This is a genomic window from Bacillus sp. IT-79MI2 (genome assembly GCF_949768135.1).
GTDB classification, from domain to species: domain Bacteria; phylum Bacillota; class Bacilli; order Bacillales; family Bacillaceae_G; genus Bacillus_A; species Bacillus_A pseudomycoides.
The window spans coordinates 267,331-281,762 of the sequence record NZ_CATKPV010000051.1; the positions used below are offsets into that span (position 1 = coordinate 267,331).

Below are 14,432 nucleotides of genomic sequence, written 5' to 3' on the forward strand. Positions count from 1 at the left end.
TTTTAAAATTTGTCATCCGTCTTCTTGCTGATTTTAAAAAAGAAGTATACAGATTGTCGGATTCTTTTTGTTTCTGAGCATGAATATGGTAATATAGTGCTGAGATAGTTGAAAGGAGACATATACGTATGAAAACTTTAGGATACATATTAATGGAGAATGGTGAAAAAATTGAATTAGAATTTTTCCCAGAAGAAGCACCGAAAACAGTTGAAAATTTCAAAAAATTAGCAGATCAAGGATTCTATAATGGTGTTACATTCCACCGCGTTATTCCTGGTTTCGTAAGCCAAGGTGGAGACCCAACAGGAACAGGTGCAGGCGGTCCTGGTTACTCTATCCCATGTGAAACTGAAGGGAATCCGCATAGACATGTAGTTGGATCACTTTCTATGGCACATGCTGGCCGTAATACAGGTGGTAGCCAATTCTTCATCGTTCATGAGCCACAACCACATTTAGATGGTGTACATACTGTATTTGGTAAAGCGACAAGCGGTATTGAAACAGTATTAAACATGCGTCAAGGCGATGTAATGAAAGAAGTTAAAGTTTGGGAAGAATAAATTGAAGAGAGCAAAGTGCTCTCTTTTTATTTTTTTACTGTTAAATAATCATCATTCAAAAGCTTTATATGATAATAAGAGAAGATTGAAAACATGTAAGTATAAAATTTTGCTTTGTCCCATGTTTGTAGTGACAATCGGAGAAAAAATTAAAATTAAGAAAAGTTTTAATCTATAAACAGGAATTTGTGGGTAATATGCAGTAAATGATAAGAGAGTAAATGATAAAGTTATTATAGCTAACTAAATTGTTAGCGATAGAACTATTTTTGTAAAAATACATAGGATACAGTAAAGTTTTATTTCGTTATTCGTGGTTTATAAGTTTTGTAGTTCAATGCGTTATGCGAGAAGCTAAAAAGTTAGATGGAGTTTATTCATTAGCTTAATAAAAGTAAATTCTCAATGAGAGAATTTCTTTTATTAATGAAAATAAAGGACTACTATACATTTGACTTTCCTACATTCTCTTTGTATGATTATCAAGTTGTTTTGGCAGCCCTTCTCACTATAGTGAAAATATTGTAAAATGGAGATGATATAGCAATAGTGGTAGAGGGGATACATGGTTTGTAACTTTTGTAAGAAGGGATAAGGTTTATGTTAATTCGTTTTAAAAAAAGTTATGAAAAGATTGCAATGGGGCTTCTTTCGTTTATGCCGACTGAAAAAGATGTGAAAATTTTACAATTGACAATGAAAGAATATGATAAAAATGATAGTTGGCAACTATATTTGTGGAAACAAAATGATGATTTTGTTGGGATAGTTGGAGTTATCAACGAAGAAAATGTATTACAGATTCAACATCTTAGTGTGAATCCATCTCATCGTCACATGGGGATTGGTACAAAGATGATACAAGAATTAAAAAATAAGTTTCAAGGTATTACAATTTGTGGAAACGAACAAACTGCTAGTTTTTGTGAAAAGTGTAAGGGAATTGAACAAAATATACATTCATGAAAGCAGAGATGGAATTTGTGTCATCTCTGCTTTCTTTTTTTTAGTTGCTCGTTTCGTTCGGCAATTACATCATTTCTGTCACGCAATTTGTGTTTATGGATAATGTATTCAGTAGGTAGTGAATGAGCATCTTTCCAAGGAATCATTTTTTCTGTACATAATTGCAAGCATGTGTTTTCTAAAGAGGAATCTGAAAAAGGAAAAAATATAGGTGCAAAAGGTTCTTTTGATTGAATGGACTGTAATTGTTTTTGTAATATAGTTAAAAGTTTTGGGTGATCAAGACCTAATCTGTGTACTTGTATACCTTCCTTTTTTAAAATAGCAATGGCGCTTTTCATCATTCGCATTGAACCATTCCAATTTGAGCGTCTGTGATGGTATAAAGCAACTGCTATTTGAATAAAACCAACCCAGTAGTTTTCTCGCTCTCCTCGTGGTTTCAATTTCCAATATTCTTCTAGTACTTCGTGACATTCAAAGTAATCATAATCTCCATGAAAATGAATTAAAAATTGTATGTATGCTGTAGGATACATCCTTTTCGCTCCTGTCTAAACGGTCTTACGTACAGTTTATCATAAAGTGAAACTACGATGTGATCAATGGAGTTTTCTTTATCTACACTGATTATCAGCCCGCCCCCCACCTCACTTCTTTACTTTTGCTGAATTTTAAGGTGAGATCTTACTGCACACGAATAGCGGGATAAATAATAAACGACTAGAGAATCTCTAGCCGTTTATTATATTCTGCATTAGCAGAAGCAAGCCGCGCCTACAATGATTAATAAGATAAAGAGCACAACAAGTAAAGCGAAACCGCCGTTAAAACCACAATCAACATGGCCCATAGTTTTTTTACCTCCTACATTGAACTTACTACACTTTTATCATATGAAGAGGTGGGCATTGTTGCATGGGCAGGTGTCTATTTTTAACTAAATTTCTGAAAAAGGTTGGATAGAACATAAGTATGCTCTATACTTATGTTGTTATAGAAAAAATGTGGTGGGATGCTTTGTGCAATATAATTTTAAAGTAGAGGCTTTTGAAGGGCCTTTAGATCTATTGTTACATTTAATTCATCGCTATGAAATTGATATATATAATATTCCTGTAGCGGAAATTACAGAGCAGTATTTATCTTATATTCATACGATGAAAGACTTGCAACTGGATGTTGCAAGTGAGTATTTGGTGATGGCCGCAACGCTATTGCAAATTAAAAGTAAAATGCTGTTACCGAAACAAGAGGAAGATGTACCTGATAATGGTGAAGACTTTATAGATGATCCCCGTCAAGAGTTGATGGAGCGGTTAATTGAATATAAAAAATATAAGCAAGTTGCTGCTGAATTAAAAGAGAGAGAACAAGAAAGAGCACAACTTTATACACGTCCACCAATCGATTTTACATCATTTCAGCAAGAAGAGGAGACAAGTTTACCTCTCGATATAACACTGTATGATATGTTAGCAGCATTTCAAAAACTTATGCGTCGTAAAAAACCAAAACGTCCAGTAACAACGCGAATTGCTCGTCAAGAAATACCGATTGAACAACGTATGAGTGATATTTTACAGCAATTAGAAACAGCGGAAGGACGCCAAAGTTTTTATGATTTATTCGTTGATGAAGAGCGCGAAGTAATGGTTGTAACATTTTTAGCCATACTCGAACTTATGAAAAACCAACAAATTATTATTGAGCAAGAACACAATTTTGATGAAATCTTTTTGACCCGCTCTAAAGTTTAGTAAAACTCCCATTTCAAAATTGTGAGGAAAACTAGCAGTAAGTATTTGATTAGTCAAAACGAATGATCAGTGGAAATAATCCCTGCTGATCATGGTTTCACATAATTTTGTTTGGAACGATAAAAGGAATGTTGGACCGGTCGCAATATACTGTGATTCGGTTTTTATTGTGGATATTTTTGTATGGAAAGATATGAGAAAGGAGATTGTATGTTGGATAGAAAAGAACAGATGGCAATTGTTGAGGGGCTTTTATTTGTTGCGGGTGATGAAGGAGTCTATCCGGAACAAATTGCAAAAGTACTTGAAATTGAAGTGAAAGATGTAATTCAGATTATCGAGGAAATGCAAAGGGAATGTGAAGGTGTACAGCGAGGGTTGCAAATTGTACAATTTGCAAAAGTGTATCGCTTTGCCACAAAAAAAGAACATGCGCCTTATTATCAAAAATTAATGGATACACCAACAGCAGCGTCTCTTTCCCAGGCTGCTCTTGAAACATTGGCGATTGTTGCTTATCGCCAGCCAATTACAAGAACGGAAATGGAAGAAATTCGTGGTGTGAAAACAGATCGAGCACTGCAAACATTGGTATCGCACTTACTTATAAAAGAAACGGGCCGGGCAGAAGGACCAGGGCGTCCTATTTTATATGGTACTACGAAAGAGTTCTTAGATACGTTTGGACTTCAAACATTAGACGATTTACCAACCCTTTCTGAAGAAAATGAACAAATGAATGAAGCTGACTTATTCTTTGGCTCCTTGCAGGAATTGTCAAAATCGTAGCTTAGCGTATTGCTAAGCTTTTTTTGTATATGAAATACGACTCGTGCCATACTAAATGAAAAAAGGAGACGAATTATGAAAGTTGTACGGATTATTCTATTGTTAGTTTCTGTTTTAATATGTTTTTCATTAAACAGCACATCTGTCAAAAGATATATGACGTCTGTTCATACTGTGTCCTCTTTTTCCATGCAACGTCCACATTTAGGAAGAATGAAAGTTAGTTTTTTTAAGGTGGGACAAGGTGATGCCACACTTATTATTTTACCTAATGGTCAAACAATGTTAATCGATGGAGGGCCTTATGAGGCTGGAGAGGTAATTATTCAGAAATTAATTGAAAAAGGGATTAACCATTTAGATGTTGTGGTAGGGACTCATCCAGATATGGATCATATAGGAGGGCTTATACCGATTATAGAACAAATGCCAGTTTCACTTGTATTAGATAGCGGCAAAACCTATAGTTCTTTTACATATCATACGTATAGGAACGATATTAAAAAGAGGGGAATTCCGTTTGTTCGTGTAAAACAAGGACAGCATATACCGTTGGATCCCCAAGTTTCAATTCAAATATTAAATAATGGGAAGTCAAAGGATGAAAATAATGAATCATCAATTGTTTTAAAAGTTCGATATGGTAAAGCTGATTTTTTGCTAATGGGAGATGCGGATATACAAACTGAAAAGAAAATAATAAAGCAATATGATGTACATGCTGATGTTTTAAAGGTAGGTCACCACGGTTCATATACGTCAACTAGTGAACAATTTTTAGAGGAGGCAAACCCTCAATTTGCTATTCTTTCTTATGATAAAAAAAATCCATATGGGCATCCACATCAAAGTGTAGTAAACAGGTTAAAGAGATATGGTGTCATGACATATACAACGGATAAACGAACGGTAGAAATTGAAACGGATGGAGGCCATATTGCAATATGGTCAAATACGCCGCTTCCATTGTTAAAGTAAAGAAGTAGTTAAAACTGTATAATGGAATGCTAAGTAGGAAAATGGAAACAAGGAATTAGTATTCGTTTTCATAAAAGATGCATTGTCTCCTTTTGGAAAAAAAGAATAATATATATTATAATTAAAGAAGATAAATTTCCTTTTTTACTAAGAGAAGAGGAAATTTCATTTGAATGTATAGACAACTACTCGTGTATATATTAAGATGAGGTTAGGCAAATAGGTAATAATAACAAGTAGGTATTCCATGGGAAAGGATCGATGAAAATGAAAACGCAAGTTGTCATCAATGCCAAAATTTATACAGGTCACGAAGTAATGGGAAGTGGATTTATTCGTTACGCAGAAAAAATTGAAGAAATTGGTTTGATGGCTCAATATGTATCACAAGAAAATGAAACGGTTTTTGACGCAGAAGGAAAAATTGTGATTCCAGGTATGATCGATGTTCATATTCATGGCGGATACGATATTGATGCGATGGATGCGAATAGCGATGGGTTAGTAACTCTTGGTAAAGAAATGTTAAAAGAAGGGGTTACAACTTATTTCCCAACAACAATGACGCAAGCTCCAGAAGCAATTGAAGCGGCTTTAAGTGCTGCAAAAGAAGCGAAAGAAAAAGGAGCGCATTTTGAATATATTCATTTAGAAGGACCATATGTTTCAAAAAAACGTGCAGGAGCGCAACCTCTTGAACATATCGTTCCGGCGAATATTGAACAATTTAAACAATGGCAAGAAGCAAGTGGCAATCTAATTAAATTAGTAACGTATGCACCAGAAGAAGAAGGCGCAGTAGAATTTGAAAAGTATCTTGCTGAAACGAGTGTTGTTGGTACAATGGGCCATACAGATGCAGTTGATGCACAATTGAAAAATAGAAACATTACACATGCTACACACTTATACAATCAAATGCGCGGTTTACATCACCGTGAACCAGGTGTTGTCGGTCACGTGTTATTGAACCCAAATGTAATGGTTGAAGTGATTGCAGATGGTATTCACATTCACCCAGATATGGTGAAATTAGCATATAAATTAAAAGGGCCTAAAAAAGTAAGTGTCATTACTGATGCGATGCGTGCAAAAGGTTTAGAAGATGGATTGTATGAGCTTGGTGGACAGCCTGTACATGTGAAAGATGGCAGCGCTCGTTTAGAAGACGGAACGTTAGCGGGTAGTATATTGAAAATGGACCAAGCATTCCGAAATGTAATTGAATTTACAGGATGCTCGATTGAGGACGCTGTACTTATGACATCAGTTAACCAAGCAGAAGAGTTTGGATTAACGAATAAAGGGGCATTAACAGTAGGAAAAGATGCGGACTTTGTTGTCATGACGGAAGATTTACATGTATATGATACGGTTCGATTAGGAATTCATATGAAGGAAGGGAAGTAAATAGATGAATATTCTTGTTGTAAAAACGCCAGAAGAATTAGCAGAAGCAGGTTATAAATTAATTGAAGAAGTTGTAAAATCAAAGGAAAATCCAACGCTAGGAATGGCTACAGGAAGCTCTCCACTTGGTATTTATGCAGAAATGCGAAAAAATAAACTTGATACAAGCCGTGTAACCACTGTAAACTTAGATGAGTACGTAAATTTATCACACGAAGATAAAAACAGCTATCATTATTTTATGCAAGAACAGTTGTTTAATCATCTTCCCTTTAAAGAAACTTATGTACCAAACGGGATGGCAAGTGATTTAGAAGAAGAGTGCAAGCGTTATGAAGGCATTCTAGCAGCTAACCCAGTTGATCTACAGATTCTTGGAATCGGTGAAAACGGTCACATCGGATTTAACGAACCAGGAACATCTGTTGATTCTCCAACTAACATTGTTGAATTAACAGAGTCTACACGCCAAGCAAACCTTCGTTTCTTCGAAAAAGAAGAAGATGTACCAACTCATGCAATTACAATGGGGATTGGAAGCATCATAAAAGCGAAACAAATTTTACTTGTTGCTATGGGACCGAAAAAAGCAGAAGCAATCAGAGAATTATTGCAAGGTGAGTATAGCAAAGCGTGTCCTGCTACAGTGCTGCAACGTCATCCGAATGTAACCGTAATCGCAGATCCAGAAGCTCTATCTTTATGCAGTGAGGCGATTGCTGATGAACATCGACAAGTATTCACCATTTCCGATCTATTATCAGATTCAAGAGTGGGTGAAACAGCTAATTGAGGACGGTGAATGGACGCCGGGAGATAAAATTCCATCTGAGAATGAACTTTGTGATAAGTTCGAAGTAAGTCGCATGACGATCAGACAGGCAATTAATAATTTAGTGGAACAAGGGTATTTATATCGAAAGCGTGGAATTGGAACGTTTGTTCAGCTTCCAAAAGTGGAGCAAAAACTGCAAGGGATGACGGGATTTACAGAGGATATGCTTTCCCGTGGTATGAAACCAAGCAGTCAGTTATTAAGCTTCCGCCTAGTTTCAGCCACTGCTAAAATAGCAGACCGGCTTAGAATTCAAGAGGGGGAATCGGTGTATGAAGTGAGGCGTATTCGCTTAGCCGATGACGAACCGATTGCTTTTGAGACGACATATTTGTCGCCAACTCTTGTAAAAGATATTAACGAAGAAATTTTGCAACAATCTTTATACGAACATTTAGAGAAAAAGTTAGGCTTTAAACTTGTTCGTGCTACCCAAGCAATTGAAGCTTCAATTGCAACGGATGATGAAGCGGAACATCTGCATATACCTAAAAAAGCACCTGTGCTTGTCATGAGACAATGGTCATATGCAGAAGGTGAATTACCGTTAGAATATGTGAAATGTATTTATCGTGGTGATCGTTATAAGTTCATTACGAGTATTTCACGAAACAAGTAGTGTATTTTATTTTGTGAAATACATTAAACTTTCAATTCATTGGGTATGTAGAGAAAAAAATACGACTCATCCTTACAGGGAATGAGTCGTATTTTTGTTTTGTTTTGAGTTGTAAGTTACCACGTGTTCTACAGCGTTTTTTACAGAGTCTACGACATAATGTGCATGTTCTTTCACTGCATCGTCAGCTTGTGACATGGCAAAGCTATGAGGTGTTAAATTGAACATAGGAATATCATTGTAAGAATCACCGATACAAGCAATTTCTTCAGGTTCTATGTGGAATTCTTGTAATAAAATAGAGATTGCTGATCCTTTGCTAATATTTGGTGGCATGACATCTAAGCATTGTTCAGCGGAGATAAAGGTACTGACTTTGCCGCTAAATTTCTCATTGATTGTTTTCTGAAGTACTTGTAAATTTTCTTTTGTGCCGCCAACAGAAATTTTATTAGGGAAAATTGTATCATCAATTTTTTGTAATAAGTTTGGTTCTTCAACAGAAGTCATTGTAACTTGTTTCTCAAGTTCATGAATAAATGGTGTTTTTTCCTCAATGTAATAATTATATTCATCACTTACATAACGAAAATACGGTTCTTCTTTCGTCATCGCTAACAAATCTGGCAAAATGCTCGAATCAAATGTTGCAGACAATAATTGTTTATTCTCATGGGTATATACGAATACACCATTTACGCTAATGCGATGGAAGTTGGTACCAACCTCTTTCATTAAACCAGCGATTTCATTATCAAGCCTACCGGAGGCGAAACAAAGAATCACATTTTGCTGTGCAAGATTGCGAAGAGCTGTAACATCTTGTTCATCAATTATGCCGCCATGTTGCATCATTGTGCCGTCAATATCGCTTACAAACATTTTAATCATGTTGCATTCTCCTTTCTATGTACATTTGCTCTTACATTATACGCATCTCGTGCAATCATGTCTAAAAAATGAATTTTTCTAAAATGGTAGATGTTTTGCATTGACGAAAAAGAAGGATGTTCTGTAACATAAAAGTAGGCTATTTAAGTACGAGGGTGGTGTTATATGAATAGTTATCTAGAAATTAAAAAAGTTTTAAATAATAATGTCATCATTGCGAGTCATCAGGAACACGAGGAAGTAGTAGTGATTGGCAAGGGAATTGGATTTGGAAAGAAAACGAAAGATGTATTAAAGGCGGAGCAAATTGAAAAAATGTTTGTTTTAAAAAATGAACGTGACCGTGAACAATATAAGCTTTTAGTGCCACATGTGAGCGAAAAGTTAATTGAACTGATGAACGATATTATGATGTATATTCAAGAAAAGGCGCAGTCACCATTAAACGAGCATATTCATATTGCCTTAACAGATCATATTTCTTTTGCAATTAAAAGACTGAAACAGGGCTTTACAATAGATAATCCTTTTTTAGTTGAAACAAAAATGCTGTATCCAGAAGAGTACAAAATTGCTGAAGGAGTTGTACAACTTATAAATTCCCGTTTGCAAATTACATTGCCAGAAGGGGAAGTTGGCTTTATTGCACTTCATATTTATAGTTCACTCACAAATTCTGATGTATCTGCTGTTAATCAAAACTCCCGTCTTATTGCAAAGCTTGTTTCATTAATTGAAACAAATCTACATCTTACATTAGATCCAGAAAGTATTCATTATTTACGTCTTATTCGTCATTTGCAATATGCAATTGAACGAGTGAAAAAGGGAGAGAAGGTAGAAGAAGCACAAGGGTTTGCTGAGTTATTAAAAGCAGAGTATCCAGTTTGTTATAATCTAGCTTGGAAGCTTGTGAAGGTGATGCAGAAAGAATTACAGCTCCCTGTATATGAAGCGGAGAGTATTTATTTAACGATGCATTTGCAAAGATTAGTAAAAGTAGAACACGTATAAAAGACATATATTTTTGTCTAAAATGAAAACGTTAAAAAAAATGATTGAATCGCTTACAATTGTTTTGTATAATAAGTCATGCAAAGTTATACAAAATTCGACAAACAAGTTAAGGCAAACAACGAAAACGTTTGCTTTAAAGTAGTGAACTTATACGTAAACCTATTTTTGACACGTGTTACTGATTCGATCAGGCATGAGTGGAGAAAAGTCAGGAATGTAAGCTAGAGAAAGGGACATACTACCCTTTGTATAGCTATCGTTCTATCTTTTTTTCCTCATGCCTTTTTGGCGTTTGTCGAAAAGCACAATATATATAAGAGAGGAAGGGTTTCCATGTTTAAGAATATCTTTGGTGTTCTTCAAAAAGTCGGAAAAGCGCTTATGCTTCCAGTAGCAATTTTACCGGCTGCAGGTATTTTACTTGGATTTGGTAATGCATTTCAAAATCCACAGTTAACAAATCTAGTTCCTGCCTTAAAGGCAGATTGGTTTGTTCTAGTTGCAAAAATTATGGAACAATCTGGTGATATTATTTTCGCAAACCTTGCATTATTATTCGCAGTAGGGGTTGCCATCGGATTAGCAGGTGGAGACGGAGTAGCTGGGTTAGCAGCCTTCGTTGGATACTTAATTATGAACAAAACGATGAGCGTATTCTTAGGAGTAGAAAAATTTGTTACAATTGTAAGTGACAAAGTTCCAGTTAAAACTGGTTTTACAGATCAAGCATATGCAAATGTATTAGGTATTCCGACACTTCAAACGGGAGTGTTTGGGGGTATTCTTGTAGGGATATTAGCAGCATATTGCTATAATAAATATTTCAATATTGAATTACCATCATACTTAGGATTCTTTGCAGGTAAGCGTTTCGTACCGATCGCAACAGCAACATTCTCTTTACTTTTAGGGATTGTAATGTGCTTTATTTGGCCGACAATTCAAGGTGGTTTGAATGCATTCTCACATCAAATGATCGATGCGAATAAAACGTTAGCGGCATTTGTGTTTGGTTTAATTGAGCGTTCTTTAATTCCATTTGGATTACATCATATTTTCTATGCACCATTCTGGTTTGAGTTTGGTCAATATACAAGTGCAGCGGGTGACATTATCCACGGTGACCAAAAGATCTTTATGGCACAATTAAAAGATGGTGTTGAGTTAACAGCTGGTACGTTTACAACAGGTAAATATCCGTTCATGATGTTCGGTCTTCCAGCAGCAGCTTTAGCAATGTATCATGAAGCACGTCCAGAAAATAAAAAATTAGCAGCTGGTATTTTAGGATCTGCTGCGTTAACATCTTTCCTAACAGGTATTACAGAACCACTTGAATTTTCATTCTTATTCGTAGCACCAGTATTGTTCGGAATACATGCTGTATTTGCTGGTTTATCGTTTATGACAATGCACATTTTAGGTGTTAAAATTGGTATGACATTCTCTGGTGGTTTAATTGACTTTATGCTATTTGGTGTCTTACCAGGCCGTACAGCATGGTGGTGGGTAATTGTTGTTGGTCTTGCACTTGCAGTAATTTACTACTTCGGATTCCGATTTGCAATCCGCAAATGGGATCTAAAAACACCTGGTCGTGAAGTAACAACAGATACTGATGGCGCAGGGAAAACAGAAGCAGGTGAACTTCCACGTGAAGTATTAGTGGCGCTTGGTGGTAAAGAGAATATTGCTTCTTTAGATGCTTGTATTACACGTTTACGTGTTCAAGTTAACGAACAAAAAAATGTAAACAAAGATCGTTTGAAAGAACTTGGGGCAGCGGGAGTGCTTGAAGTAGGAAATAACATTCAAGCTATTTTTGGACCGAAATCTGACACATTAAAATCACAAATTCATGATATTATGTCAGGTCGTACACCTCATGTTGAAAAAGAAAAACCTGTAAAAGTAGAAGAAACTGTACAAAAAGCGGATACAAATGAAACAATTGTATCTCCGATTGAAGGTAAAATTCTACCGATTACAGAAGTTCCTGATCAAGTATTTTCAGGGAAAATGATGGGGGATGGATTCGCAATTGAGCCAGCAGAAGGAACAGTCGTTTCTCCAGTTGACGGTGAGATTGTCAATGTCTTTCCAACAAAACATGCAATTGGTATTCAATCTGAAGGTGGAAAAGAAATTTTAATTCACTTCGGTATTGATACTGTAAAATTAAATGGTGAAGGTTTTGAAGCACTTGTCACGCAAGGTGATAAAGTGAAACAAGGACAACCATTATTGAAAGTAGATATCGCATTTGTAAAAGAAAATGCACCATCTATTATTACACCAATTATTTTTACGAATTTAGGGCAAGGACAACAAGTTGAATTGAAAAAAGAAGGCAATGTCAAGAAAGGCGAAGCCGATATTATTGACATTCAGTAAGAAATTGACGCAAAATGTTTATAATTATAGTGGGCGATGTGGTTGACCGAACATCGCCTGTTATATACAATAGATGATGTGGTACTCACGTCTATACAACTGAAAAAATACTGCATTTAAAGGAGATAGATTATTATGGAAAAAATCTTTAAAGTAACTAGCGACTCAGGAATTCATGCTCGTCCAGCAACTCTACTTGTAAACACTGCAAGCAAATTCGGTGCTGATATTAACTTAGAGTATAACGGTAAAAACGTTAACTTAAAATCAATCATGGGTGTTATGTCTTTAGGTATTCAACAAGGCGCAGAAATTAAAATCACTGCAAATGGTGATGATGCAGCTCAAGCACTAGCAGCTATCGAAGAAACTATGAAAAACGAAGGGTTAGGAGAATAATGACTCTTAACATTCAAGGGATCGCTGCATCAAGTGGGATTGCTATTGCGAAGGCTTTCAGACTTGAAAATCCTGAATTTAACATTGAAAAGAAAACGATTACGAACGAAGCTGCAGAAATTGCACGCTTAGACGCTGCGCTTGAGAAAGCTAAATCTGAACTAGAAGCAATTAAAGACCATGCTTTTGCTGAGCTTGGTGCTGATAAAGCTGCTATCTTTGAAGCACATTTACTAGTATTGAATGATCCAGAACTAGTAAATCCAGTAAAAGATAAAGTAAATAATGAAAAAGTAAATGCTGAATTTGCAATGGACGAAGTTGCAACAATGTTCATTACTATGTTTGAAAACATGGATAATGAATATATGAAAGAGCGTGCAGCGGATATTCGCGACGTAACAAAACGCGTTCTTGCACATTTACTAGGAATTAACTTCTCAAATCCAAGTACGATTTCTGAAGAAGTAATTATTATTGCTGAAGATTTAACACCATCTGATACAGCACAATTAAACCGTAACTATGCAAAAGGTTTCACGACTGATATTGGTGGACGTACATCTCACTCTGCGATTATGGCTCGTTCTATGGAAATTCCAGCTGTTGTTGGTACGAAAGTTGTTATGGAGAAAATCCAAAACGGCGATATCGTAATTATCGACGGTCTAGATGGAGAAGTAATTGTAAACCCATCTGAAGAAACGCTTCGTACTTTCGAAGAAAAGAAAGCAAAATTCGAAGAACAAAAAGTTGAATGGGCGAAATTAAAAGATCAAGCAACTGTAACAAGTGATGGACAACATGTTGAGCTTGTTGCAAACATCGGAACACCAAATGATGTACAAGGTATCATCGACAATGGTGGAGAAGGTGTTGGTTTATACCGTACAGAATTCTTATACATGGGTCGTGACAATCTTCCAACAGAAGAAGAGCAGTTCGAAGCATATAAAGCAGTTCTTGAAGGTGTAAAAGCAGATCAACCAGTTGTTGTTCGTACACTTGACATCGGTGGAGATAAAGAGCTTCCATACTTACATTTACCAAAAGAAATGAATCCATTCTTAGGTTACCGTGCAATTCGCTTATGCCTTGAAGAACAAGATGTGTTCCGTACACAACTTCGTGCATTACTTCGTGCAAGCGTATATGGTAATTTGAAAATTATGTTCCCAATGATTGCAACTCTTGATGAATTCCGTCAAGCAAAAGCAATTTTATTAGAAGAGAAAGAAAGACTTGTTCAAGCTGGTGTAACTGTTTCTGACGCTATTGAAGTAGGTATGATGGTAGAAATCCCTGCTTCTGCAGTATTAGCAGATCAGTTTGCAAAGGAAGTTGATTTCTTCTCTATCGGAACAAACGACTTAATCCAGTACACAATGGCTGCAGACCGTATGAATGAACGTGTATCCTACTTATACCAACCGTATAACCCATCTATTTTACGTCTTGTAAAAATGGTTATCGATGCTGCTCATAAAGAAGGAAAATGGGCTGGTATGTGTGGTGAGATGGCAGGAGATTCACTTGCAATCCCATTACTACTTGGATTAGGATTAGATGAATTCAGCATGAGTGCAACATCTATCCTTCCTGCAAGAACACAACTAAGCAAGTTGTCAAAAGCAGAGATGGAAGAGTTAGCGCAAAAAGCATTAACGATGTCAACTGCTGAAGAAGTTGTTGAATTAGTTAAAAGCATCTAATAACAAAAGAAAACCTGAGCCGATTTGAAATCGGTCTCAGGTTTTTTTCTATACTAAATTTAGATTTGATTTTGTGATTTTGAGGATACGAACTAG

Annotated in this window: 15 protein-coding genes; 12 read left to right on the plus strand and 3 right to left on the minus strand. The window is 35.9% G+C overall.

From position 1 onward, the window contains the following. Positions 1 to 128: 128 nt before the first annotated feature. The gene (locus ACM6HU_RS08230) at positions 129 to 566 is read left to right on the plus strand and encodes a peptidylprolyl isomerase (protein ID WP_003208377.1); all 438 of its coding nucleotides are present in this window, start codon (positions 129 to 131) and stop codon (positions 564 to 566) included. A gap of 600 nt (positions 567 to 1,166) precedes the next feature. Next, complete coding sequence (locus ACM6HU_RS08235; protein WP_016116153.1) at positions 1,167 to 1,532, plus strand: GNAT family N-acetyltransferase; 366 nt, start codon at positions 1,167 to 1,169, stop codon at positions 1,530 to 1,532. Positions 1,533 to 1,552: 20 nt separating this feature from the next. Here ACM6HU_RS08235 and ACM6HU_RS08240 read toward each other — a convergent pair whose 3' ends face one another. After that, positions 1,553 to 2,071, minus strand: a complete 519-nt coding sequence (locus ACM6HU_RS08240; RefSeq protein WP_016116152.1) for a DUF309 domain-containing protein — start codon at positions 2,069 to 2,071, stop codon at positions 1,553 to 1,555. Between the two features lie 218 nt (positions 2,072 to 2,289). After that, positions 2,290 to 2,385, minus strand: coding sequence for a YjcZ family sporulation protein (locus tag ACM6HU_RS08245; RefSeq protein WP_000510192.1), 96 nt, complete (start codon positions 2,383 to 2,385; stop codon positions 2,290 to 2,292). 169 nt (positions 2,386 to 2,554) lie between these two features. Between ACM6HU_RS08245 and ACM6HU_RS08250 the strand changes: the two genes are divergently transcribed. The 6 genes from ACM6HU_RS08250 (at position 2,555) to phnF (ending at position 7,923) form a co-directional block, all read left to right on the plus strand. Further along, positions 2,555 to 3,292 carry a segregation/condensation protein A gene (locus ACM6HU_RS08250; RefSeq protein WP_097834688.1) on the plus strand — a complete coding sequence of 246 codons (738 nt, stop codon included), beginning with the start codon at positions 2,555 to 2,557 and terminating at the stop codon, positions 3,290 to 3,292. 213 nt (positions 3,293 to 3,505) lie between these two features. Then, positions 3,506 to 4,081: an SMC-Scp complex subunit ScpB gene (gene scpB / locus ACM6HU_RS08255; protein ID WP_018766084.1), complete on the plus strand. Its 576-nt coding sequence runs from the start codon at positions 3,506 to 3,508 to the stop codon at positions 4,079 to 4,081. Between the two features lie 75 nt (positions 4,082 to 4,156). Next, positions 4,157 to 5,059, plus strand: coding sequence for a ComEC/Rec2 family competence protein (locus ACM6HU_RS08260; protein ID WP_016116149.1), 903 nt, complete (start codon positions 4,157 to 4,159; stop codon positions 5,057 to 5,059). A gap of 267 nt (positions 5,060 to 5,326) precedes the next feature. Further along, positions 5,327 to 6,469, plus strand: coding sequence for an N-acetylglucosamine-6-phosphate deacetylase (gene nagA / locus ACM6HU_RS08265; protein WP_016116148.1), 1,143 nt, complete (start codon positions 5,327 to 5,329; stop codon positions 6,467 to 6,469). A gap of 4 nt (positions 6,470 to 6,473) precedes the next feature. Then, a complete protein-coding gene (gene nagB, locus ACM6HU_RS08270) occupies positions 6,474 to 7,262 on the plus strand; it encodes a glucosamine-6-phosphate deaminase (RefSeq protein WP_016116147.1) in 789 nt (262 codons plus the stop codon). Next, positions 7,192 to 7,923, plus strand: coding sequence for a phosphonate metabolism transcriptional regulator PhnF (gene phnF, locus ACM6HU_RS08275; protein WP_077293862.1), 732 nt, complete (start codon positions 7,192 to 7,194; stop codon positions 7,921 to 7,923). The genes nagB and phnF overlap by 71 nt, the downstream gene beginning before the upstream one ends. 72 nt (positions 7,924 to 7,995) lie before the next feature. Here phnF and ACM6HU_RS08280 read toward each other — a convergent pair whose 3' ends face one another. Then, positions 7,996 to 8,814: a Cof-type HAD-IIB family hydrolase gene (locus ACM6HU_RS08280; protein ID WP_016133235.1), complete on the minus strand. Its 819-nt coding sequence runs from the start codon at positions 8,812 to 8,814 to the stop codon at positions 7,996 to 7,998. Between the two features lie 165 nt (positions 8,815 to 8,979). Between ACM6HU_RS08280 and glcT the strand changes: the two genes are divergently transcribed. The 4 genes from glcT to ptsP all read left to right on the plus strand — a co-directional run bounded on the left by glcT (position 8,980) and on the right by ptsP (position 14,336). Beyond that, the gene (glcT, locus tag ACM6HU_RS08285; RefSeq protein ID WP_016116144.1) at positions 8,980 to 9,828 is read left to right on the plus strand and encodes a glucose PTS transporter transcription antiterminator GlcT; all 849 of its coding nucleotides are present in this window, start codon (positions 8,980 to 8,982) and stop codon (positions 9,826 to 9,828) included. Positions 9,829 to 10,164: 336 nt separating this feature from the next. After that, on the plus strand, positions 10,165 to 12,225 hold the full coding sequence (ptsG, locus tag ACM6HU_RS08290; protein WP_016116143.1) for a glucose-specific PTS transporter subunit IIBC: 2,061 nt from the start codon (positions 10,165 to 10,167) through the stop codon (positions 12,223 to 12,225). Positions 12,226 to 12,360: 135 nt separating this feature from the next. Further along, on the plus strand, positions 12,361 to 12,624 hold the full coding sequence (gene ptsH / locus ACM6HU_RS08295; protein ID WP_000411078.1) for a phosphocarrier protein HPr: 264 nt from the start codon (positions 12,361 to 12,363) through the stop codon (positions 12,622 to 12,624). Then, the gene (gene ptsP, locus ACM6HU_RS08300; protein WP_016116142.1) at positions 12,624 to 14,336 is read left to right on the plus strand and encodes a phosphoenolpyruvate--protein phosphotransferase; all 1,713 of its coding nucleotides are present in this window, start codon (positions 12,624 to 12,626) and stop codon (positions 14,334 to 14,336) included. The genes ptsH and ptsP overlap by 1 nt, the downstream gene beginning before the upstream one ends. Positions 14,337 to 14,432 lie beyond the last annotated feature (96 nt).